This is a genomic window from Desulfosalsimonas sp. (genome assembly GCF_055149105.1).
The window spans coordinates 42,715-66,630 of the sequence record NZ_JBSRLA010000001.1 but is presented as its reverse complement, the minus strand read 5'-3'; the positions used below and the strand labels follow the sequence as shown (position 1 = coordinate 66,630).

At 53.9% G+C, this 23,916-nt stretch carries 19 protein-coding genes; 10 read left to right on the top strand and 9 right to left on the bottom strand.

Going from position 1 to position 23,916, the window contains the following annotated elements:
- The first annotated feature begins 7 nt into the window (after positions 1–7).
- Both ACTCIA_RS00295 and ACTCIA_RS00290 read left to right on the top strand, forming a co-directional pair.
- Entirely contained in the window at positions 8–1,618 is a 1,611-nt protein-coding gene (locus tag ACTCIA_RS00295; protein WP_462999809.1) for a fumarate hydratase, read from the top strand.
- Positions 1,619–1,635: 17 nt separating this feature from the next.
- Positions 1,636–2,976 carry a YihY/virulence factor BrkB family protein gene (locus ACTCIA_RS00290; RefSeq protein ID WP_462999808.1) on the top strand — a complete coding sequence of 447 codons (1,341 nt, stop codon included), beginning with the start codon at positions 1,636–1,638 and terminating at the stop codon, positions 2,974–2,976.
- A gap of 15 nt (positions 2,977–2,991) precedes the next feature.
- Here the strand turns inward: ACTCIA_RS00290 and ACTCIA_RS00285 are convergent, their stop codons facing one another.
- Positions 2,992–3,489: a rubrerythrin family protein gene (locus ACTCIA_RS00285; RefSeq protein ID WP_462999807.1), complete on the bottom strand. Its 498-nt coding sequence runs from the start codon at positions 3,487–3,489 to the stop codon at positions 2,992–2,994.
- 308 nt (positions 3,490–3,797) lie between these two features.
- Here ACTCIA_RS00285 and ACTCIA_RS00280 point away from each other — a divergent pair, with 308 nt between their 5' ends.
- On the top strand, positions 3,798–4,190 hold the full coding sequence (locus ACTCIA_RS00280; protein ID WP_462999806.1) for a hypothetical protein: 393 nt from the start codon (positions 3,798–3,800) through the stop codon (positions 4,188–4,190).
- 18 nt (positions 4,191–4,208) lie between these two features.
- Here ACTCIA_RS00280 and ACTCIA_RS00275 read toward each other — a convergent pair whose 3' ends face one another.
- Complete coding sequence (locus tag ACTCIA_RS00275; RefSeq protein ID WP_462999805.1) at positions 4,209–5,105, bottom strand: acyltransferase; 897 nt, start codon at positions 5,103–5,105, stop codon at positions 4,209–4,211.
- A gap of 408 nt (positions 5,106–5,513) precedes the next feature.
- On the opposite strand from ACTCIA_RS00275, the gene proV reads away from it, so the two are divergent.
- The 4 genes from proV (at position 5,514) to ACTCIA_RS00255 (ending at position 10,177) form a co-directional block, all read left to right on the top strand.
- Positions 5,514–6,752: a glycine betaine/L-proline ABC transporter ATP-binding protein ProV gene (gene proV / locus ACTCIA_RS00270; protein WP_462999804.1), complete on the top strand. Its 1,239-nt coding sequence runs from the start codon at positions 5,514–5,516 to the stop codon at positions 6,750–6,752.
- An 8-nt stretch (positions 6,753–6,760) separates the two neighbouring features.
- The gene (locus ACTCIA_RS00265) at positions 6,761–7,606 is read left to right on the top strand and encodes an ABC transporter permease (protein ID WP_462999803.1); all 846 of its coding nucleotides are present in this window, start codon (positions 6,761–6,763) and stop codon (positions 7,604–7,606) included.
- Between the two features lie 82 nt (positions 7,607–7,688).
- Positions 7,689–8,729, top strand: coding sequence for a glycine betaine/L-proline ABC transporter substrate-binding protein ProX (proX, locus tag ACTCIA_RS00260; RefSeq protein WP_462999802.1), 1,041 nt, complete (start codon positions 7,689–7,691; stop codon positions 8,727–8,729).
- Between the two features lie 254 nt (positions 8,730–8,983).
- A complete protein-coding gene (locus ACTCIA_RS00255; protein WP_462999801.1) occupies positions 8,984–10,177 on the top strand; it encodes a hypothetical protein in 1,194 nt (397 codons plus the stop codon).
- Positions 10,178–10,752: 575 nt separating this feature from the next.
- On the opposite strand, the gene ACTCIA_RS00250 is transcribed toward ACTCIA_RS00255, so the two are convergent.
- Together ACTCIA_RS00250 and ACTCIA_RS00245 are read right to left on the bottom strand one after the other, a co-directional pair.
- Entirely contained in the window at positions 10,753–11,457 is a 705-nt protein-coding gene (locus ACTCIA_RS00250) for a rubredoxin-like domain-containing protein (protein ID WP_462999800.1), read from the bottom strand.
- A gap of 447 nt (positions 11,458–11,904) precedes the next feature.
- The gene (locus ACTCIA_RS00245) at positions 11,905–12,300 is read right to left on the bottom strand and encodes a pyridoxamine 5'-phosphate oxidase family protein (RefSeq protein WP_462999799.1); all 396 of its coding nucleotides are present in this window, start codon (positions 12,298–12,300) and stop codon (positions 11,905–11,907) included.
- 254 nt (positions 12,301–12,554) lie between these two features.
- Between ACTCIA_RS00245 and ACTCIA_RS00240 the strand changes: the two genes are divergently transcribed.
- Entirely contained in the window at positions 12,555–14,651 is a 2,097-nt protein-coding gene (locus ACTCIA_RS00240; protein ID WP_462999798.1) for a 6-phosphofructokinase, read from the top strand.
- Positions 14,652–14,752: 101 nt separating this feature from the next.
- Here the strand turns inward: ACTCIA_RS00240 and ACTCIA_RS00235 are convergent, their stop codons facing one another.
- From ACTCIA_RS00235 to hisD, 3 genes are all read right to left on the bottom strand, one after another.
- Positions 14,753–15,607: a P-loop NTPase gene (locus tag ACTCIA_RS00235; RefSeq protein WP_462999797.1), complete on the bottom strand. Its 855-nt coding sequence runs from the start codon at positions 15,605–15,607 to the stop codon at positions 14,753–14,755.
- 52 nt (positions 15,608–15,659) lie between these two features.
- Positions 15,660–16,100, bottom strand: a complete 441-nt coding sequence (locus ACTCIA_RS00230) for a DUF134 domain-containing protein (protein ID WP_462999796.1) — start codon at positions 16,098–16,100, stop codon at positions 15,660–15,662.
- Positions 16,101–16,233: 133 nt separating this feature from the next.
- The gene (gene hisD, locus ACTCIA_RS00225) at positions 16,234–17,535 is read right to left on the bottom strand and encodes a histidinol dehydrogenase (RefSeq protein WP_462999795.1); all 1,302 of its coding nucleotides are present in this window, start codon (positions 17,533–17,535) and stop codon (positions 16,234–16,236) included.
- A 297-nt stretch (positions 17,536–17,832) separates the two neighbouring features.
- Here hisD and serC point away from each other — a divergent pair, with 297 nt between their 5' ends.
- Complete coding sequence (gene serC, locus ACTCIA_RS00220) at positions 17,833–18,921, top strand: 3-phosphoserine/phosphohydroxythreonine transaminase (protein ID WP_462999794.1); 1,089 nt, start codon at positions 17,833–17,835, stop codon at positions 18,919–18,921.
- Between the two features lie 116 nt (positions 18,922–19,037).
- Here serC and ACTCIA_RS00215 read toward each other — a convergent pair whose 3' ends face one another.
- Positions 19,038–20,243 carry a thiolase family protein gene (locus ACTCIA_RS00215; RefSeq protein ID WP_462999793.1) on the bottom strand — a complete coding sequence of 402 codons (1,206 nt, stop codon included), beginning with the start codon at positions 20,241–20,243 and terminating at the stop codon, positions 19,038–19,040.
- Positions 20,244–20,278: 35 nt separating this feature from the next.
- The gene (locus ACTCIA_RS00210; RefSeq protein ID WP_462999792.1) at positions 20,279–22,687 is read right to left on the bottom strand and encodes a 3-hydroxyacyl-CoA dehydrogenase NAD-binding domain-containing protein; all 2,409 of its coding nucleotides are present in this window, start codon (positions 22,685–22,687) and stop codon (positions 20,279–20,281) included.
- Between the two features lie 504 nt (positions 22,688–23,191).
- Here ACTCIA_RS00210 and ACTCIA_RS00205 point away from each other — a divergent pair.
- A complete protein-coding gene (locus ACTCIA_RS00205) occupies positions 23,192–23,875 on the top strand; it encodes a LolA family protein (protein WP_462999791.1) in 684 nt (227 codons plus the stop codon).
- Positions 23,876–23,916 lie beyond the last annotated feature (41 nt).

The window sequence follows — 23,916 nt, the reverse complement described above, 5'->3', positions numbered from 1 at the left end:
GTCTGTGATGGCCGAGTTTCATTATCAGCCCATGTTTCCTCTGGGAGCCGATGACACGCAGTACCGAAAACTCAGTGATGAAGGTGTTGGCATGGCCGAATTTGAAGGCCTGCCCGTGCTTAAGGTGACTGCCGAAGCCCTTTCCGAGCTTGCCAGAACCGCTTTCACAGACGTGGCCCATCTTTACCGGACCCGGCATTTGCAGCAGCTTGCAGATATTTTAGATGATCCGGAAAGCTCGGACAATGACCGGTTCGTGGCCCTGGAAATGCTGAAAAATGCCGTGATTTCGGCAGAATTTGTCTTTCCCATGTGCCAGGACACGGGCACGGCGGTGATCATCGGCAAAAAGGGCGAGCAGGTCCGGACCGGCGCAGATGACGAAAAGGCCCTTTCCAAGGGCGTGTTTGACGCCTACACCCAAAACAACCTGCGTTATTCACAAAACGCGCCCCTGGATTTGTACACGGAAAAAAACACCGGATGCAACCTGCCGGCCCAGATCGAGCTTTACGCCACCCCGGGCGACGCCTACAGTTTTCTCATGATCGCAAAAGGCGGGGGGTCGGCCAACAAAACCTACCTGTTTCAGGAAACCAAGGCCGTATTAAACGAAAAGGCCCTTGTCGCGTTTTTAACCGAAAAAATGAAATCTTTGGGCACTGCGGCCTGCCCGCCCTATCACCTGGGCGTTGTCATCGGCGGCACTTCGGCCGAGGCCAATCTCAAAACCGTGAAACTGGCCACTGCCGGCTATCTTGACACTTTGCCCGTTTCAGGCAATGAATACGGACACGCTTTTCGCGACCCGGACATGGAAGCCAGGCTTCAGAGCGCATCCCGGCAGCTGGGTCTGGGGGCCCAGTTCGGGGGAAAATATTTCTGCCATGACGTCCGCGTCATCCGCCTGCCCAGACACGGCGCATCGTGTCCCATCGGCATCGGGGTAAGCTGCAGCGCAGACCGCAATATCAAGGGCAAAATCACAAAAGACGGTATCTTTGTGGAACAGCTCGATACCAACCCGGCCCGGTTTCTGCCGGATGCTCCGGCTGTGGACACCCCGGCGGTGAAAATTGATTTAAACCGGCCCATGGACGAAATCCGCAGGGAGCTTTCCGGCTATCCGGTCACCACCCGCCTGCTGCTTTCCGGCGATATCGTGGTGGCCAGAGACATCGCCCATGCCCGGATCAATGAGCAGCTTGAAAAAACCGGGAAGATCCCGGATTACATCAAAGATCACATCATCTATTATGCAGGCCCGGCCAAAACCCCGGAAGGCTATGCATCCGGAGCTTTCGGCCCAACCACGGCCGCGCGCATGGATCCTTACGTGCCTCTATTTCAAAAACACGGCGGTGCATTTGTCACCCTGGCCAAAGGCAACCGCTCAGCCATTGTCAAAGATGCGTGCAAGGATTACGGCGGGTTTTACCTGGGCTCCATCGGCGGGCCCGCGGCCAGGCTGGGCAGGGACTGTATCACAAAAGTGGAGGTGATCGATTTTGCCGAGCTTGGCATGGAGGCGGTTTACAAGATACGGGTACGGGATTTTCCCGCGTTTATCATCATTGATGACAAGGGCAATGACTTTTTCGAACAGATCCTTGGTTAATATTTGTAAGGGTTAAAATGGAAAAACTCCAAAACGTGGCCAGTCGGGCGGTCGGGTTTCTGAAAAACGATATCTGGAATGATCCGCCCGAAGCCGGGCGGCTTCACCAGGCATTTCTGCACGTGATGCGGGTGGTGCTGATCACGGCCAACAGCTTCCGAAGCCAGCTGCTGCTGCTTCGGGCATCGGCACTGGCCTACAGCACCCTGCTGGCGGTGGTGCCGGTGCTGGCCGTGGGCTTTTCCATGCTAAAGGGCCTGGGGTTTCATACCCAGATCGAACACGTGCTGGTCAATTATCTGACCGCAGAGCAGGAGGAGTTGACCAGCCGGATTGTGGAATATATTTCCAACACCGATTTCAAGGCCCTGGGCGCTTTGGGAACCGCCGTGCTCATCTATGCCGTGATCATGATGCTCAGTCATGTGGAGGGCGCGTTTAACAGCATCTGGGGGGTCACCCGCAACCGTCCGATAGTCCGGAAAATTTCCGACTACATCAGTGTATTGCTCCTGGGTCCGCTGCTGATGGTGGTTTCAACTGCGGTGTTCACATCGTTTTCCTCCCGCACCATGGTCCAGACATTGTCCAACTACCCGGTGTTCCGGAATTTTTTTGTCCTGTTTGGCATGCTGATCCCCTACATGGGTCTTTGGATCGCGTTTACGGCCATGTATATGCTCATGCCAAACACCCGCGTGCGCTTTCTGCCGGCACTCATCGCCGGGGTGATATGCGGAAGCGTATGGGCGCTGGCATTTGAAGTCTATACAACCTTCAATGTCGGCATGGCCCGATACAACAAAATATACGGCACCTTTGCCGCCCTGCCCATTTTCATCATCTGGATTTATATCAGCTGGATCATCGTGCTGCTGGGGGCCAGGATTTCCAATGCCATTCAGCACATAAAGACCTATCAGCAGGAATTCCGTGGCACAGGCGCAAGTTTCGGCCAGCGTCAGCACATGGCGCTATACATCATGCACGAAATCGCCCGGCACTTTCTTGCCGGCAACCCGCCGCCGACAGCCGATGAGATCTCCCGGCACCTGGCCATACCCACCCGGCTGGTGCATGAGATCGGTGAAATGCTCTGCAGTCAGGGTCTGTTGCGGGAAATCGAAGGCGACGGCCATATATGGCAGCCGGCAATGGATCTTTCCCGGATCCGGGTGGCGGATGTGCTCAACGCGATTTGCGATCACGGAAAAAGTCCCTGGCAGGTTCCCGAACCCGCCAGGGACCCGCAGATCGAGGACCTGATACGGGATTGCCGGCCTGAAGGCGAACAATCTCCGCAACAGATCTCCCTGTCCCGGCTTCTGTCCGGGGACCGGGAAAACCCGGCTCCTTAGGCGGCCGGAAAAAATCTAGTCCACCCGTTCAAAGGCTTTGGCCTTGGCCTTGCATATGGGGCAGGTGTCCGGGGGCTGATTGGCAACGGTGTTGCCGCAAAGGGAACAGACATAATAGCATTCCACGTCCTCGCCCTGGCCCAGTTCATCCAGGGCCTTTCGATAAAGCCCGGCATGGATCTGCTCGACTTCGTTTGCCCAGGTAAAGCTCTGGTCCGCGGCTTTTTCACCCTCTGCCCGGGCGTCTTTGATCATGTCCGGATACATGGATTTAAATTCATAGGTCTCGCCTTCGATGGCTTCCTTGAGATTTTCCGCTGTACTGCCGATGCCGTTCATGGCCCGCAGGTGGGCGTGCGCATGCACGGTTTCAGCTGCGGCTGCGGCCCGGAAAAGTCTTGCCGCAGCCGGATAGCCCTCTTTGTCCGCCTGCTTTGCGAATGCCAGATACTTGCGGTTGGCCTGGGATTCCCCGGCAAATGCGTCCTTTAAATGCTGCATGGTCTTTCCCATTTTTTCCTCCTTGGATTGATGTGTTTATGGTTGTAAATCATTAACGTATGCATCCCGCATCACTTTTCAAGTTTTGTTGAAAATAGTTCAATTTTTGTGCCACAAGCCAGGGCCCGATATTTCAGGCTTTTTTGGCAGACTTTTCCCTTTTTGTCTCAATGAGACACTGCCCGCCGTGATACACCCGGTCCCCGGGTGAGACAAAGAATCGTCGCCTTGGTATCAACTTGTATTGATGCCCGGGCCGGGCCTGTGTTATGTAAAACCCAAAAAGACGGAGAAAGCCGTCACAGATTAAAGGAAGGTGGATGAAAACTGCAAAACAACATATTGAGCCCTTAATAAAGGTGGATTTACTGGTTTCGGCCGGCAAGCGCCCATCCGGCACAGAAGTCATGGACCCGGCACCGGTGGGGTTTATTTTCGGCATCGGCAAGGCGGGCCTGACCCCCCTGGAACGAAAAATCGAAGGCCGGTACGCAGATGAGCAGCTGAGCCTGGAAATCAGCAAATCCGCCATACCCGAATTTTTCGGGCATATTTTCCCATTTCCCCTGCGCTTGAAAATTGCCCTGGATCCATTTTATCTGAATCTGAAGATCGTGTCCGTGGCCCCGGCCGATGCCCGGGAGGTGGTGCGGGCCATGGCGGAAATCACTGCCTGCAACGGATGTGACTGCGGATGCGGAGGCCATTTTTAAACAAGACAGCGATCCGGCTTATTCAGACAGCAGCTGATCCAGGGTCTGATCCTTTTGGGCCCACAGCTGATCCAGCCATTGATAAAACCGGTCCCGGCCCTGCTGGTCCTCAAAATACCGGCCGTCCTTTAAACCCTCATCAATGGCCCGCAGCCGGACATCCACCCGCACCCGCCGGGTCCGGCCGCAGAAAAAGTCCCACAAACCGGGCACACCATCGGGATATGCGATGGTGATATCCACCAGATCCCGTAGCTGATCGCCCATGGCGTAAAGAATCATGGCGACCCCGCCGGCTCTTGGCCGGAGCAGGTGCCGGTAGGGCGAGCCCTGTTTTTTCTGTTTTTCCCGGGTAAACCGGGTGCCTTCCACAAAATTCATCACCGCCACCGGGGTGTGTCGAAATTTTTCACAGGATTTGCGGGTGGTCTCCAGATCCTGTCCCTTCAAATGGGGGTATTTTTCCACCACATGCCTTGGGTAGCGCTTCATCACCGGAAAATCCAGCCCCAAAAAACACTGCCCCATAAGCGGCAGCCAGAGCAGCTCCTTTTTAACGAAAAACTTATATGGCGGGACCCGGCCGGCCAGCACCCGGATTAACACCAGGATGTCCACCCAGCTCTGGTGATTGGAGACAATCAGGCACCAGCGATCCATGTGCAGTTGCGTTTCACCCCTCATATCATAGACCACCCGGCCAAAAAATCTGTGGGTCCAGACCGAACAGGCCACCCACATGCGGCTGGCAATCCGGTCCAGGATCCCGGTTGCGCGCTTTCGCACTGTTTTCACGGGAACCAGCAGCTTTACCGCAGCCACCAGGAAAAAAAACAGGCACAGCACAACGGTAAAACCCACGTAAATCCCCAGGGTGAGCATCCCCCGCAACACCGATGGAAAATCAAACCGCATCAGACACAACCTTTCCGGCTATCGTTTATTGTCCGGACTGAACATACCGGCCAGAAAATGAACATTGATCTGTTTTCTCATTTTTTTGAATATCAAAATCTTAAATAATTTTAAAAATTTATGTCATATGCGCGGATCAAGGCAAACATCTTCCGGTTCAACGAAATTGACAAAATATTAAAATTGTAGTAAATACTATTATTTATCAGACTGCTGAAAGCATACATATAACGCTATATCAAAAACTTATTCATGAAGCAGAAATAATCTATTTGATTTTTTTCAAATTGCCAATAACCTTTTTAAAGTAGCTTCAATCATCGCAGAGCTGTTTTGAAATTCGGCTTTTTCAGGCAGATATGAAATCAGTGTTGTTATCAAGATCATTCAAAAAAGAGGACAATAACCATGGCCAACGACTCATCAAACGGGCAGAAGCGCCTTGTGGTGGAGAATGCCTACAAAATTTTCGGAGGCGACCCCGGCCCTGCCTTTGAGCTTCTGAAGCAGGGCAAGTCCAAGGATGAAATCTACAAGGAAACCGGCCTGACCATCGGGGTCCAGGACGCCAACTTCTCTGTTTACGCCGGAGAAGTTTTTGTGATCATGGGGCTTTCCGGCTCAGGCAAATCAACACTGGTGCGGCTGCTAAACCGGCTGATCGAGCCCACATCCGGCAAGATCCTTGTCGAAGACCAGGACATCACCAAGATGGACACCAAGCAACTGACGGAAATGCGAAGAAAATACATGAGCATGGTCTTCCAGTCCTTTGCTTTGATGCCCCATTTGACGGTTCACGAAAACGCCGCATTCGGCCTGGAGATCATGGGCATCCCCCTGCAGAAGCGAAAGGAAAGGGCAATGAGCGCCCTTGAACAGGTGGGTCTTGCCCATGTGGCTGACAGCTATCCCAAATCCCTTTCCGGCGGCATGCAGCAGCGCGTGGGCCTGGCCCGGGGCCTGGCCGTGGATCCCGATATCATGCTCATGGACGAGGCGTTTTCTGCATTAGACCCCCTGATCCGAACAGAGATGCAGGACGAACTGCTCAAACTCCAGGAAGGAAGCGACCGGACGGTTATTTTTATTTCCCATGACCTGGATGAGGCCATGCGCATCGGCGACCGCATCGCCATCATGGAAAGCGGCCGGATCGTTCAGATCGGCGCGCCGGAAGAAATCATGAGAAACCCCGCAGATGACTACGTAAAGGCCTTTTTCCGCGGGGTGGATCCCACCAATGTCTATACCGCCGGAGACATCGCCACAAACACCCAGGTTACCTTCCCCCTGCACAAGGCCGGGCTTCGGGCGGTGCGCCAGCGCCTCAATGAATATGACCGGGAATATGCCTATGTGCTGCGCAAGGACCGCACCTATGTGGGCGTGGTATCCCTGAACAAAATCCAGCAGGCCCTGGAGGATGAAAGCATCAATTCCCAGGACATCACCCCTGCCTACCTTGAAGGCATCGCGCCGGTGCAGCAGGATGCAACCCTTCAGGAGGTGCTGCCGAAACTGACCGAATATGAATGCCCGGTTCCCATCGTGGATTCCAATAACAAATACAAGGGCACAATCTCCAGGCATTTGTTTTTGCGGACACTGAGCCGGGAAACCAACTTTGACGACCAATACGCATAGGAGGCACCATGTTTGATATATTCCGATACACCATCCCTCTGGATGACTGGATCGCATACGGGGTTGACTGGCTGGTGGGCAATTTCCGGCCGCAGTTCCAGGCCATCAAGATGCCCATTCAATGGATGCTAAACGGCATCAACGATCTTTTGCTGTGGCTGCCGCCGGAAATCATCCTGGTTCTGTTTCTCATCGTCGGCTGGAAGGCTGCCGGCTGGAAGGTGGGGGTTTTCAGTTTTGTTTCCATGGCCTTTATCGGCATGATCGGTTTGTGGGACGAGACCATGACCACCCTGGCCATGGTGATTTCCGCTGTGGTGGTCTGCGTGTTAATCGGTGTGCCCCTGGGCATTTTATCATCCCGGAGCAACCGTTTTGAATCGGTTCTGCGCCCGGTTCTCGACGCCATGCAGACCACACCGGCATTCGTCTACCTGGTGCCGGTTGTGATGCTTTTTTCCATCGGCACGGTGGCCGGTGTTATTGCCACCATTATCTTTTCCATGCCCCCGATTATCCGGCTGACCAACCTGGGCATCCGGCAGGTGCACCCGGAACTCATTGAGGCCACCTACTCCTTTGGCGCCACCCAAAGCCAGGTATTATTGAAGGTCCAGATTCCCCTGGCCCTGAAAACCATCATGGCGGGCTTAAACCAGACCATCATGCTGTCATTGTCCATGGTGGTCATTGCCTCACTGATCGGCGCCGGCGGCCTGGGCGTGCCCGTGTTTGAGGGCTTAAACAGTCTTCAGGTGGGACTGGCCGGCATCGGCGGTCTCGGCATTGTTTTGATGGCCATGGTACTTGACCGCATCACCCAGGCGCTGGGACAAACCAAATATGATGAATAGCGCTTTGCCGGGTGCGGATCCCATGCCCGGTGAACAAAACCTGTAACCATTGACAGGACAACACAAAAAAAGGAGGATTCCCATGAAACTGGCAAAAAGAATCGGTCTTGCAGGGCTTGTGATAGCCGCCTGCATGATGGCATTTTCCGGCACAACCATGGCAGAGGACCTGCCCGGCAAGGGCAAAACCATTGAACCGGCCGCGGCCACATGGACCACGGGTTTTTTTCTGGAAGCGCTTTATTCCAGGGCCTGTGAAGAACTGGGTTATGAAGTCGAAGACGCAAAAAAACTCGGCGGCCCGATTTTTTACCGATCCCTTGCCAATGGCGAGGTGGATTTCTGGGCCAACGGCTGGTTTCCCCTGCACGCGGAATTTCTTCCCAGAAACTGGGACAAAAAAATCGTGATGGCCGGCACGGTGGTCAAGGCCGGGGCTGTCCAGGGCTATCTGGTGTCCAAGGAACATGTGGAAGAATATGACATCAAATCCCTGGATGATTTCCGCCGCGACGAGGTCAAGGAAGCTTTTGACGCAAACGGCGACGGCAAGGCTGATCTCGTGGCCTGCCCCCCGGGCTGGGGATGCGAAAAAACCATTGCCCATCACATGGACGTCTATGACCTCCATGATGACATCAACCTGATCAAGGCCGGATACAGCGCCGGCATGGCCGATGCCCTGGCCCGTTACGAGGACGGCCAGCCGGTGTTTTTCTACACCTGGACCCCCAACTGGACGGTCTACAAGTTCAAGCCGGGCGAGGATGTCATGTGGATCAACGTGCCGGAAATCATTCCCAAGGAAGGCCAGAAAGGCTTAGAAGATGCCATGATCGCCAAGGGCCTGACCGGCACGGTCACAGATCCGTGCAAAATGGGCTTTGTGGCAAATGACATTCGCGTGGTGGCAAACAAGGATTTTCTTGAGGAAAATCCGGCTGTGAAAACCATGTTTGCCCTGATGTCTGTTCCCTTCCCTGACATTGCCGCGCAGAACAACCGCATGTTTGAGGGCGAAGACAAGCAGGAAGACGTTGAAAGACACGTGGACCAATGGATTAAAGACAACCAGAACAAGTGGGACGCCTGGCTGGCAGCAGCCAAGGCCGCGGCAAAATAGACCACTGCGCTTCCAACCCGGCCGGAGCCGGTCTGAAAATCTCTTTGTGACCGGCCGGCCGGCATCCAATAATTGTTGACCTGCAAAATCTCCCGGGGTAAAAAGGACTAATCCGTTTGCCCTGGGAGATTCTTATGAAAAACCACAAAAACTGAAATCTGAAAATATGTTTATTTAATTCAAACCGTTTTCCCGCAAAGACGGGAAAACAAAAAACAACGGCAAATCAGAAACACAAACGAAAGGAGCAACAAATGAGCAAAAGCAAAAGGAACCTGTTTTTAGCAGGGCTGCTGGTATTATTACTGGCATTCCCCGCCGGCGCCATGGCCATCGAACTCGGCCCCCTGGACGTAGGCGGCGCCATCCGGGCCAACTATGTGATTGGTGATTATGCAGTCCCCGAATATGATGATGGCTATTCAACTTCGAGACCTTCAAGGGCTGAAGAAGATGGCGGAAATTTTGAGTTAGATACCTTCCGTATCAACCTCGATTATGAACAAGATCAATGGGTCGGGAAAGCTGAGTACCGGTTTTATAACGGGTATCATTTCCTGCACACCGGCTGGATGGGCTACAACTTTGATGAAAAAAGCCAGCTTCAGGTGGGTGTCAACCGGGTTCCCTTCGGTCCCGGCCCCTACGGCGTATCCCAGAGCTGGATGTTTGATCAGCATTACTATGTAGGACTGTCCGACGACATGGACCTGGGCGCCAAGTACACCACTTCTTTTGGCGACCTGAAAATGGATTTTGGCTATTATCTGATGGACGAAGGCTCCTACTTTGGGAAAACCGAAAACGCAGCCCGCTATTCCTATGATGCCGTAGAAGACGAAGAAGGCGATGGTTATAAAGAAGAACATCAGTTCAATATTCGCGCCATCTATCCGGTTCAAATGGGTGACATCAAGACTGATTTGGGCGCTTCCCTGCAGTATGGCCAGCTGGGGGCCAGTGGCGGAGACCGGGATGACGGCGACCATTTTGCCGGCTCCATCCATGCTGTCAACAAGTTCAGCAACTGGACTCTGGCTGCACAACTCACCTACTACGACTATGACGTAGAAAATGCCGATGGCTCCAGCGCTGATCTTGTCAACTTTGGCGCGTATGACTATTATACGGGCGTGGCCGCCGAAGCTTGGGTTCCGGCGGTCTCTTTGAGCTACTACCTGGAAACCCCGCAGATTGATTTTCTCGATTATGTCATTCCCTATGTGGAATACTCCTCGATCATGAAGGAGGAAAGCGACTTTAACGACAGCGAAATGTGGATATTTGGCGCAGCATGGGCCCGTGGCGGATGGTACATCTATACCGATCTGGCCTACTCCAATGGCAACGATTTTGTTGGAGACGAAAGCGACTGGAGTCGGTTCGGCGAAAACCTTGACGACGAATGGGAATACCGCTTTAACATCAACTTTGGCTATTATTTCTAAGCCAATGGCTTAAAGCCAAATTGTATTAAAAAAGTATGACCTGAAAAGGCCCGGATTTCGGAAAACCGAAATCCGGGCCTTGTTTTTTCCGCCGGCGCCCGCCCGTCGCGTGCGGCCCGTCGCTGGTGCCGTCCCCCTGCGGTCGCGCACTCGGGCCGGGCAGTTCTAAGGCTTGCTCCGCTGCGGCCGAAGTAATTCAGCCCCGGCCGCTTCGCTTCGCCAAGAACTGCTGGCCGGCCCAACGTGCAATGCGCCCCCAGGGGGACGGCACCAGCGCCGAACCGCACGGAAAAACGCCCGTTCCTCTCCGAACCAGAACAACCAAAGACTTCATCCGCATCGGATAGAAATGTTACAATTTTACTTTGCAAAAATTGGGCAAATGACGTCGGGAGGCAGGTCCACGGGTCGGGCGGGGGATGGTTTGTGAATTGCATTGAGCGCGCCAGCGGTCAGCAAGGCACAAACCATACCCCGACCAGCCCCGTGCGAAAGCCGCGGCAAATACAAAAACCGGGAAAAATACAATAAACCGGTGCAAAAAAACAGCCGGTCAAACAGGTTATAAATCGGCTCTATTCCTTGAAAACAAGCTTCCCGCCGATTAACCCGGCCACCACTGCCGCAGCCAGCATGATCAGGTTTAAAAACACAAACCCGGCCTGCCGGGCTGCCCCGCCGGATAAAATCTCCGGGTTGACAACATACCAGATCACCACCAGCAGACAGGTGACAGTCACAATCAACGCGGTGATGATCTTGAAGATAAAAATCGTGGTCCATGAACCGCCGTATTTGCGCTGCCAGGCATTGTAACCGGTATAAAGCACTGCAGGCATGGCGATCAACACCACCACGGAGTTGTAAAACGCTGCCGTGGCAAACCCCTGGCCTGTGCACCAGAGGGCAAGGAGGACAAAAAGAACAGATACCGGCAGCACCCCATTGGGGATATGTACGGACACGGGATGGGCATGATGCCGGATCATCTGAGCATTGACAAACTCGATCCAGCCCTTTTTACCGGAACCCTTTTGCCCGGATGCGCTTTGTCCTGTTTGGGACTTTTGTTTTGAACCCGAGCTTTGGGCTTTTGCCTTCTCAGCCATGGCCTTTTCCCGCTCAAGCTGCTTTTCGCTTTTTTTGGCCTGGATCTCTTTGGCTTCCGCATCACTGACTTCAACAAACTTGCTTTTATCCGCTCCGCATACCGGACAGGTCTCCGGCGGCTGATCCCCCTCATGAATGTAGTTGCAGACCGTGCACCGCCATTTTTTCATTTTGGACTTTCTCCTTTTTTTAAAATAATAATAGGTTTGCAAACGCTTTTTACATCGCCTGGCTTGATGTTTTTCAGGAAGAAAACCCTTCGGCCGGGGGAAGTGTTTCCCCAGAGCCCAACACTGCAAATAACTTTTTGCCGCATGCTTAAAAGCGTTGATTTTATTATTTTGAACCTTGAACTTTGAACCTTGAACTTTGAACCTTGAACCTTGAACCTTGAACGAAGTTCTTTAGATGTGTTGCTCCGGCCCCCCTTGGGGTGAAACCTTGCACACAGTCGGCCCTGATGCCGGCCCGGGGGTGGTTTGCGAGTCGCATTGAGCGCGCAAGCGGTCAGCAGGGAGCAAACCGCCACCGGGTTGGCATCATGCGAAAATCACAGAACATAGCACTAACAACAATCTTTTATAAATATAAGGACTTCCGGCTTCTTCTCTCCATTATCACTTGTCACTGCCCGCACCGATCAGGGGCAGGGTTTTATCCAGCCGGAAAGTGACCAGGTACAGATCGGTCTGGTCCGGATCCGCATCCGTGGTGGGACACCGCCGCTTCATGGAACGGATTTTTTCAACATCGCTTTCCTCGCCGGTTCTTGTCAGATACAGCCGGCAGCCCTTGTAGCCCGGGCCCTTCTCCATAAACAGATAGGACGCCTTTGGATTTTCCAGCAGATTTTTCCGCGTCAGCCGGTCGCGCATGATCATGGCCACAGAGCCGTCTTCGAGTATATGGGGCCTTGCATAGACCGCAGCGTTGACATTTCCGGCCGCATCGGCCGTGGCCAGAATGCCGGTGCCCTCGTTTTCTTCAAAATACGATTTCAGATCCTTCTGCATTTGTCTTCTCCTTGTGATCCAATGGTTTGCTATTTTAAAAATAAACTTCGTTTTCGGATATTTCCCACCAAATATAGCAATGATTGCACGGCTGCGCAAAAAGAATGCAGGATATTTGCGCAAAATCCGGTTTTTCAGAAAAATCAAACCGCCTCCTGCCCTGGATGCTTGACACCCCGGCATCAGACGATATACTTGAATACAGACCCGCATGTAAAAATCGGCAACCCGGAAAAAAACGGAGAAAAAAGCAAATGACGGAAAAAAGCACCTGGTCGCTGGAATCTTTTATGGCGCAGGCAGACGTTGAAAAAACCGTCAGCAGCGCCAGTTCCGCCTTGTCTGAACGGCTCGGGTTTGTTCCCCCTGTGTGCGAAGTCTTCAAATCCCCTTTTATCCGGCTGGAAACAGAAAACCGTTATGGTTTCCAGATCCACCCCTCGGCCCGGGAAAGCCTGCCGGATATCATTGACAACCCGGTGGAGGGCATCGTGGGCGCAGATGAGCCGGACCCGGCAGCCAAACCTTCGGACCGGCGGCTCAACATCGGTATTGTTTTTTCCGGCGGCCCGGCCCCGGGAGGGCATAACGTGATTGCCGGGGTATTTGACGCCATGACCGCAGCCAATGAAAACAGCCGCCTTTTTGGATTTCTTTTGGGTCCCGACGGTATCCTGGAAAACAATTACATGGAAATCACCCGGGAAAAAGTCGACTCCTACCGCAACCTGGGCGGCTTTACCATGATCGGCACCGGAAGGTCCAAAATTGACACACCGGAAAAGATGGATTTGGCCCGCCGTCACTGCCAGGATCTGAACCTGGATGCCCTGGTGATCGTGGGCGGCGATGATTCCAACACCAATGCCGCATTCATGGCCCAGGAGTTTTTCAACGACGGCATCCAGGTCATTGGCGTGCCCAAAACCATTGACGGCGACATCCAGGTGCGGGACAAAAACAACGAGCTGTTGTGTGCCATGTCCTTTGGCTTTCACACCGCGGCCCGGGCCTTTGCCCACAACGTCAGCGGATTGTGCGCGGACTGCAGCTCAGATGTGAAATACTGGCATATCTGCAAGGTCATGGGGCGTGTGGCCAGCCACCTGGCCCTGGAAGTGGGCCTGCAGGTCCACCCCAATATTACGCTCATCGGCGAGGAGGTGGCTGATTTCATCGACGAGGAAAGGATCGAAAAAGCCCGCCAGCAGGGAACCGTGGATTATACCGCCTATGGCATGACCCTTCGGCACGTCTCCCGGCTGATCTGCGACGGCATTGTCAAGCGGGCGGCTGCGGGCAAAAATTACGGCGTGATTGTCATGCCCGAGGGTCTTTTGGAATTTATCAATGAAATCCAGGTTTTTATCATCAAGCTCAACACCATTATCGCAGACTACAACCAGACCCATGACACGGATTTTCACTCGAATTTCCCGACCCTGGACGACAAGCTGGACTATTTGCGGCGCATGGCCCGCATGGCCCGGGAAAACCATATTTTCACGGTCTGGAACACCCGGGATGACGACCTGTTTAATGTCCTGCCCCCGTTTTTCCAGGAAGGCCTGCTCACAGAACGCGACAGCCACGGCAACTTCCAGTTCTCTCAGGTGGAGACCGACAAGGTGATCATGGGCCTGGTCAAGGATTACCTGAAAACCCTGGCCGAACAGGGCGTCTATAAAATCGGCATCGAACGGGGCTGGTATGCCCGAACCATGGAAAAAGGCGGCCTGGATCCGCAAACCTACGGCCGGGCCCTGTTTCAAAACTTTGACACCGATGATGCCTTTCTGCTGGTCAAAAAATCCGCGGTTTCGGTAAAAACCTTAAAACAGACCCTGGCCCGGGAAGGGGTGTTGGATGAAAGCAAAGATATTCCCAAACCCATTGACAAAATCTACAAGGCCTCCATGCCCAAATTCAAGACCCAGAACCATTTCTACGGCTATGACGGCCGGGGAAATGATCCCACCTGGTTTGACTGCACCTACACCTATAATCTGGGGCGAACCGTATTTGCCTTAATCGCCTGCGGGGCCACCGGGCAGATGGCAGCCATCAAGAACCTGGAAAAGGATTTTTCCGACTGGACACCGTTGGGCATCCCCATCGCCCCCCTCATGCACCTGGAAGAACGCAAGGGGAAACTGGCCCTGGTGCTGGAAAAATCCCTTGTGGACATTGAAGCCCCGGCTTTCGGGGTTTTTTCGGCCATGCGGGAGAAATGGCTGGCCGCCGAACCCGGACCGGATTGTTACCGCAAGCCCGGCCCCATCCGCTATTCAGGCGAAAGCGAGGATTCCCGGCCCATTACCCTGGTGTTAAATGAACTGGGACGCAAATAAAAAAGCGGGGCACATTCAATAACACTGCGCCCCGCCCTGATTTTTAAATCAGGGTTCTGAACCGTTTTTGTCCGGCCGAACCCTTTGGCCTGAGCTGAGGTTTAGATCAGCTTGCCCATCTGCTCCACGATACGGTCAAAGGCCTTGGTAACTGCCGAATCCGCATACGCACGCATATAGGACTGACCGGCATCGCCGGACTTGACCATGTTGGCATCAAAGGGAATCCGGCCCAGGAAATTGAGCCCGAACTGCTGCGCGGTTTTCTCCCCGCCGCCGGAACCAAACAGCTCAATGGTTTCGCCGCAGTGGGGACAGGCATACCCGCTCATGTTCTCAATAACGCCGAATACGGGCATTTCCACCTTGCTGCAGAAGTTGATGGATTTGCGCACGTCTGAAAGGGCCACCTCCTGGGGAGTGGTCACGATAATGGCCTGTGCGTCGGCAATGGTCTGGGCCACGCTCATGGGCTCATCTCCGGTGCCCGGAGGCGAATCCACAATCAGAAAATCCAGTTCCCCCCAGTCCACGTCGGAGACAAACTGGGTAATGGCCGAATGCTTGAGCGGCCCCCGCCAGATCACGGCTGAATCCTTGTCCGGCATGAGCCCCTCAATGGAAATGGCCGCCAGGTGGTCGCTGTAGCGCATGGGAGCGAGTTTTTTGCCGTCTCCGGTGAGCATGCCCGATAAACCCAGCATCCTTGGCACATCCGGGCCGTGCACATCCACATCCATAATGCCCACCTGATAGCCCTTTTCTGCCAGGGCCATGGCCAGGTTCACAGACACGCTGGTCTTTCCCACGCCGCCCTTGCCGCTCATGACCACGAACTTGTTTTTGATTTTGGCAAGGGTTTCCTTGACCGACTGTTCCTGCTGCTGCTGCTGCTGTTGCTGTTGCTGCTGCTGGGCCTGCTGCGATCCGCACCCGCCCTGCTGACACTTTTCCATGATTGCCTGCTCCTTATATGCAAAATAAAATGAACAATTCAAAAGCCGGCGCCTATCGGCACTCGGAGGGCTTGCTGTCTGAGGGCCCAACCCGTCCTACCTGCATATCCCCGCACTCCGGGCAATTCTCCGGCCGGCCGGTTCCGCACGGCAGCACCCACTGATGGTTGCATACCTTACAGCCGAATCGTCGCTCCGTATCCACAAACCGGTAGGAACCGCCTTCAATGCGGATGGCCCTGCCGTTTATCAGGGCATCGGCCACCACCTTGCGCGCCTGTTCGATAATCCGGCCGAAAGTGGCCCTGGAAACACCCATGAGCTCTCCTGCGGCCTCATGGGAGTATCCTTCATAATCGGCCAGCCGGATGGCTTCACATTCATCCACTGTCAGAACACTTTCTGAAAGCTCCTTCATGGGAATCCCCCGGGGCTTGAAATAGCTGACATTTGGATTGTATGCGACATTGCGTTTTTTATGCGGTCTTCCCATTTTTCCCACCTTATGAGTATAATCTCAAATATTTAAAATATGTACTGCCCGGTCTCTTGTCAAGGCCGGGTTTTTCCCCAAGCAGACATCCTGTTCGGGCTCTGGATCCCGGCAGAGAACTTTAAGGCCTGCCTCATGATTTAAGCCGCTGGCGTATGGATGCCGCATGTGCGGACAATCCCTCAATTTCGGCCAGACCGGCAATTGCGTGGGCCTCGCGTTCAAACGCTTCTTTTGAATAATAAACCACGCTGGACTGTTTGACAAAGCAGTCAACCGAAAGGGCCGATGAAAACCTAGCCGAACCGCCGGTGGGCAGCACGTGATTGGGGCCGGCCATGTAATCGCCAACCGGCTCCGGGGTGTAGGCGCCGAGGAAAACCGCCCCTGCGTTTTTGACCAGCGACAGCCAGGCAAACGGATCCCGGATCTGCAATTCCAGATGCTCGGGTGCGATCCGGTTGGACAACGCCAGGGCCACGGAAATATCACGGACCACAAAAACCGCACCAAAATCTTCCATGGACTGCGCTGCGATTTGTTTTCTGGAAAGTCCGGCCATCTGGCGCTGAATCTCGGATTGCACGGATTGGGCCAAATCACGGGATGTGGCCACAAGTATGGCCGATGACAGGGGATCGTGTTCTGCCTGGGACAGCAGGTCGGCTGCGATAAAACCCGGATCGGCTGCTTCGTCGGCCACAACCAGGATTTCACTGGGCCCGGCAATCATATCCACGCCCACGAACGCGGAGACAATTTTTTTGGCCAGGGTCACGTAAATATTTCCCGGCCCAACGATCACATCCACGGGATCAATGGTCTTTGTACCGTATGCCAGGGCGGCTATGGCCCAGGCGCTGCCGGTTTTGTAAATTTCCGTGACCCCGACCCGATCTGCTGCTGCCAGCAAATGCGCATTGACTGCGCCGTCTTCCATGGGCGGGGTCACCATTACAACCCGGCTGACACCGGCAATGGCAGCCGGTATGGCGCCCATGAGCACCGATGACACCAAGGGCGTTGTGCCGCCCTTTGCCCCGGGAACATAAACCCCGGCCGCATCCACTGGATTGGTCAACTGGCCGAGCACCACGCCCTGGCGGTCTGCAGTAAACCAGGAATTGCGCACCTGCCTGCGATGAAACGCCTCAATCTGGGATGCCGCCGTCTCAAGGGCGGTCAGAAATTCGGAACTGACGGAATTTCGGGCGGCCTCGATTTCCCGTGTTGTCACCCTGAGTCCGGAGATGCGCATCTGAGGTGCATCAAAGCGGTTGGTGTATTCCACCACCGCTTCATCCCCCCGGGTCCGGACATCCTCGACAATGGCGGAAACATTTTGATAATCCGCCGCTGCCGTATCAATGCCACGGCTTAAAATTTCCTGAATCCGATTTTCCGCCTCAGCAGAGGGGTAATCATAGATTTTCATTTTCCACTTCTCCAGCGCTGAGATTCAACCCGGTTTTACGGCCTGACCGGATCAATGTCCCGGGATGTTCCGGGATCGATCAAAATTGGTATCTGTTTTATGGCAAAGCCGCGCAGATGTCAACAACCCGGCCGCTGCGGCCCGTGGACGGGCCCCGGGGAAAACAATGCAACTGCCTGCAATTTCGGACAATCATTAGCTGTTGACTTATTTTAACAATTATGTAATATTTAATGTTTATGTTTTATTTTGTTATCTATCCCAAATTATTTTAATAAAAAATTGGAGGAATCATTTATGGAAGTCAATCGAATTTGCAATTTTAACGCCGGTCCGGCAGCCCTGCCCGAACCGGTGCTCCAGGAACTTCAGGCCAATGTACTGAATTTTCAAAACTGCTGCATGTCCATTCTGGAAATCAGCCACAGATCCCAGGACTTTGACAACGTGATAAACGATGCCGTGGCCCGAACCAAACGGCTTCTTGGCGTGGGCGATGACTACCACGTGCTCTTTCTCCAGGGCGGGGCCAGTCTGCAGTTTGCCATGATCCCCATGAATTTCCTTGCAGACGGCCGCACAGCCGACTACATCAACACCGGCACCTGGTCCACCAAGGCCATCAAGGAAGCCCAAATCCAAAAGAAAAACTTTAACGTGGCCGCCTCTTCCGAGGACCGCAATTTTGCCTACATTCCCAAGAAGTTCTCATTTACCCCGGATGCCGAATTTGTCCATATCACCTCCAACAACACCATCAAGGGGACTCAGTGGGATCAGTTTCCGGACACGGGCAATGTACCCCTGGTGGCGGACATGTCCTCGGACTTCATGTGCCGGCCCATTGACATGTCCAAATTCGGCATGATCTATGTGGGCGCCCAGAAAAATATCGGCCCGGCCGGGGTTTGCATGGTGATTGTGCGCGATGATATGCTCAAGCTCATCCCCGACGGTCTGCCCACCATGCTGGACTACCGCACCCATGTGGAAAAAAACTCCATGTACAACACCCCGCCCTGCTTTGCCATCTACGCGGTGCAGCTGGTGCTCAAGTGGCTGGAGGAAACGGTTGGCGGACTCGGGGAGATGGAGAAAATCAACCGGAAAAAGGCGGAACTCCTTTATGCCGCATTTGATGAAAGCGATTTTTACAAGGGAACCGCGGATCTCGACAGCCGCTCTCTGATGAATGTCACTTTCCGGCTGCCCAGCGAGGAACTGGAAAAGAAATTCATTGACGAAGCCGCCCAAAACGGCCTTGGCGGTCTTAAGGGCCATCGATCGGTTGGCGGCTGCCGGGCCTCGATCTACAACGCCACCACAGTGGAAAACGTTGAAAAGCTGATATCCTTTATGAAGGAATTTGAAAGCAAGAACAAATAATTTTCCCTGCTAAAGGACAAACCAAAAGCCCATAAAAAAGGCTGCCGGGCAAACCCGGCAGCCTTTTTGTTTTCATCGCACACAGGCGGCATCAAACCACCGCCCGATTGTATCGTCTATACCAGCTCAAATACAGCCGCAGCACCCATACCGCCGCCGATGCACATGGATTCCACGCCGTATTTCACGCCGCGCGCCTTCATCTCGGTCATCAGCTGGGCGCAGAGCTTGGCGCCGGTGCAGCCCAGGGGATGGCCCAGGGCGATGGCACCGCCGTTGACATTGACAATGCGCTTGTCACTGTCAGCGGTCCACAGGCTCTTGTCATCATATAGCCCGAGCTGCTGCATGCAGTAGATGGCCTGGGAGGCAAAAGCCTCGTTGACTTCAAAAATGCCGATATCGTCAACCTTGAGTCCGGCCATATCCAGGACCTTGGGAATTGCGTAAGCAGGTCCCACACCCATTTCATCGGCCCTGCAGCCGGCCACGGTATAGGTTTTGACCTTTGCAATGGGCTCGAGGTTGTATTTCTTCAGGGCCTCTTCGCTTACGATCAGCGTAGCGGCGGCCCCGTCAGTGGTCTGGGAGGAATTTCCCGCAGTAACCGAACCGTTTGCGGCAAAAACCGGGCGAAGCTTGCCAAGCCCTTCAATGGTGGTGGTCTCCCGGATGCCGTCGTCAAAATCCTGGACAAAGGTCTGCTCTTCCCACTGGCCGTCTTTTTCCACAAAACGCGAGGCCGTGGTGGGGACGAGTTCCTTGTAAAGTCCGTTCTTTTTGGCATTTGCCGCCTTCATCTGGGAATGATAGGCAAACTCGTCCTGCATTTCCCGGGTGACATTGTACCGGTTGGCCACGTTTTCCGCGGTAATGCCCATGGAAACATAGACATCCGGATTTTCCTTTGCCATCTTGGGATGCGGGCGGGGCATGTTGCCGCCCATGGGCACGATGCTCATGGATTCAATGCCGCCGCCGATGGCCACATCGCACCATCCGCTTTTGATGCGCATGGCCTGCAGGGATATGGCTTCCAGCCCCGAAGAGCAGAAACGATTGACCGTGGCCCCGCAGGTTGCATCCGGGAAACCGGCCATCTGGGCGATAATCCGGCCGATATTGAGACCCTGCTGGGCTTCGGGAAACGAGCACCCGATCATCAGGTCTTCAACGTCCTTTTTGTCCAGATTGGGGGTTTTTTCCATGACAGCTTCTATCACGGCCTTGAGCAAATCCTCCGGCCGCGTCTGGGCCAATGCGCCTTTGCCCCTCCGGCAGCCCGGCGTGCGGAGCGATGTGACAATATAGGCTTCTCTCATCTGTATATCCTCCTAACTTTCAGTTATTATATCTGTTACAGGAACAAGGGCTTGCCCGTTTTCATCATGTGCTCTGCCATCTGCTGGGTCTGCTCTGTGCGCCAGAGATCCACAAAGGCTTCGCGCTCCAGCTTGAGCAGATAATCCTCGCCCACCGGTGTGCCCGCGGGCACGTCACCGCCGGCTAAGCAGTAACAGGCCCGTTTGGCAATGGTTTCCATGTGCGGGGTGATGTATCCGCCCGATTTCATGTTGAGCATCTCAGACCAGATCATGCCCTGGCCCTCACGGCCGAACACCGGAAACTTTTCCTTGCGCGGGGGCGCGTAGCAGTCATCGACCATCTTGAGCACTTCCTTTTTGGCCTCGCCGATGAGCAAGTCCTTGTTGAACACGATCCGGTCAGCGGGTCTCAGAAACCCGGCATTTCTGGCTTCTGCCGCAGAGCCGGAGACTTTTGCCTGGGCCACCTGCATGAACGCCTGGACAAAAAATCCGGAATAATCGGTGATCTTGGCAATCTCGGGTTTGTACTTGATGTAGTTCTGCCACAGATGCATCATGCCCGCACCTCCGGGCACCAGACCGGCGCCGACTTCCACCAGTCCCATGAACAGATCCGCATTGGCCACCACGCGGTCGGCCGCCAGGCAGATTTCGCATCCGCCGCCCAGGGCCAGGCCGAACGGAGCGGCCACCACCGGGTAAGGCGCGTACTTGGATGCCAGAATGCTTTGGTGCACGGTCTTGATGAAATCATCGATTTCAGAGAACTTGCCCTCTTTTGCAAGACCGAGCATAAACGACAGGTCCCCGCCTGCGGAAAACGGAGCCGGCATGCCCGAGGCCTGGTTGCCCACAACCACGCCCACGCCGTTTTCAGCCACGTATTGGTGGGCCTCGATCATAAACTCGATCATTTCGCGGTTGACCGCGTTCATCTTGGAATGAAACTCGATGTCAAAAACACCGTCGCCAAGATCGATCAGCGAGCAGGAACCCGAAGTTTTGACCACCTTGTTTTCCTGGCGCAGGTTATAGAGGCTGATCTGTTTTTCGCTGACCGGCACAAGCTTGTAGGAGCCGGAGGCAAAATCATAAAAATATTTTTTGCCGCCTTCGATCTTGTAGAAGGTCTCGTTGCCGCCATCCAGAAACTTCTTGATTTTTTCCGGCACTGTGCGGCCTTCTTTCTCCATTTTTTCCACGGATTTTTTCACCCCGATGGCTTCCCATGCCTCAAACGGGCCCATTTCAAAATTGTAACCCCATTTCATGGCATTGTCGATGTCCACGATGGTATCGGAAATCTCGGGAATCCGGTTGGCCGCGTAAATCAGGCTGGTGGCCATGACATCCCAGGCATACTTGCCGGCCTTGTCGTCGGCATAAACAATGGTCTGCATTTTTTCCGGAAGAGAGGCCTTTTTCTTGGCCTCTGCCAGGCAGGGAAAATCAACCTTGCCGTATTCCTCATAGTCCAGGGTCTCGGGGTTGATCACCTTGCGGATGGTTTTCCATTCCGGGGTGATTTCCTTTTTGTAAAACCCGCCCTTGGTTTTGTTGCCAAGCATGTTGTTGTTGACCATTTTTTCAACAAACGCGGGCAGGGCCATGGTGTCGCGCATTTCATCGTCCGGACACATGTCGTAGCAGTTCTTGGCCACGTGATACATGGTATCGAGCCCCACCATGTCGGCGGTCTTAAATGTAGCGGTCTTGGGCCGGCCCATGGGCTGGCCGAAAATAGCATCCACTTCAGGGATGGTCAGGCCGTGTTCGAGCATGGCGTGCATGGCTTTGCCCATGCCCTGGATACCAATGCGGTTGCCGATGAAATTGGGGGTGTCCTTGGCCCAGACAATGCCTTTGCCCAGGTATTTTTCACAGAAATCAGCCATGAACTGGAGCACATCCCGGCTTGTATCCGGGCCGGGGATGATCTCAAGCAGGTGCATATAGCGCACCGGGTTGAAAAAATGGGTGCCCAGAAAATGCTTTTTCATGTCATCGCTGAGATCCTGGGACATTTCCTTTAAGGGAATGCCCGAGGTGTTGGAGCTGATCACAGTGCCCTTCTTGCGCACCTTGTCGATTTTCTTGAACAACTCCTGCTTGATTTTCACATTTTCCACCACCACTTCCACGATCCAGTCAACATCGGCGAGTTTGTCAATGTCGTCTTCCAGGTTGCCGGTGGTGACCAGTGCCGGGTCGCTTTTTTTGTCCATAAAAAGCGGCGGCTTGGACTTGATGGCGTCATCCAGGCCCTTTTCCACGATTCGGTTGCGGGCCTTGGGATCCTTTTTCTCCTCATCGGAGAGGTCAAACGGAACAATGTCCAGCAGCAGGGTCTTGATGCCTGCACTGGCAAGCAGGGCGGCGATTCCGCCCCCCATGATCCCGGAACCCACAACAGCTGCCTTTGCGATCCTTCTTTGCATAACTTACCTCCTGATATATTGGTTTAAACCAGCAAAACTAGGGTAAAACGCTTTTGATTTATACTGAGCATCCGGTCAATTGGACGTGCCAAATATTTACTTCTGATAAAAAGTTTTTATCTATCAGACCGGCAGACCTCAAGTCAAGGAAAAAACAGGCTTCAAATGCAGGCAAAACCGCCTGAATTTAAGAAAAAATCTGACGCCCGGCCCGGCCTGTCCAAAAGGCCGCACAACCCCGCCGCAGGTATCGCACCGCCAATCAGGCCGGGTGGCGGCCATGATGCGAACACCCCGAAAAAAATGTATGCCTGCGATTGCCCGCGGGAGAAACAATGCGGTTGACATTTTTGCCGGATTTTACTTTACATGGCAAAAAATATAAATGAATATCAATCTTTGCACTATAATAGAGACATCGGCGGCAACCGCCAAAAGCCGATGGCACAAATCGGTCATAAACCCGGGATGCTGCCAAAACCCCAAAAAGAAGGATACCCGCAAATGCGGACAAAAAAACGGCTTTTTATCATCATGGCTGTTATTTGCATGCTCTGCCTGTCAGCCGGCATTCCCCAGGCGGCCGAAAAAACCGACACTGCGGACCCCAAAACCGTGGATGATGTGATTGAAAGACTAAATGATCACTACGGGGAAAAAAATTTCACCGCGGATTTCCGCCAGAAATCCACCCTCAAGGCCATGGATATCACCGACACCGCCGAAGGCCGGGCCTGGTTCAAGCACCCCGGAAAAATGCGCTGGCAATACGAGGTGCCCGAGACCTATCTTATTGTAACAGACGGCAACACCCTTTGGATTCACCGTCCTGCTGACCGCCAGGTGGTGGTGGGCGATGCGGCCGTGCATTTCGGCGGCGGCCGGGGAGCAAGCTTTCTGGCCGACTTTACCCGCATCACCGACGTTTTCAAGGCTGCTCTTGCAGATTCCGATGACCAGTCCTGGCGGATCAAACTGGTTCCCCGCAGGCAGCAGGGCGATCTTGAGCAGATCTACATGAAGGTCAACCGAAAAAGCCTTGAAATCGAGCAGGTCACCACGGAAAACATCTATGGTGACATTACGCGGATTGTATTTGAAGATGTGGAATTTCACCCGGAAATGCCGGACCGGCTGTTTGATTTTGAAATCCCGGCTGGCGCAGATGTCATCCAAATGGAAGATTAATACGGTTCCATGCACAAAACTCCGGAGCTAACAAAATATTG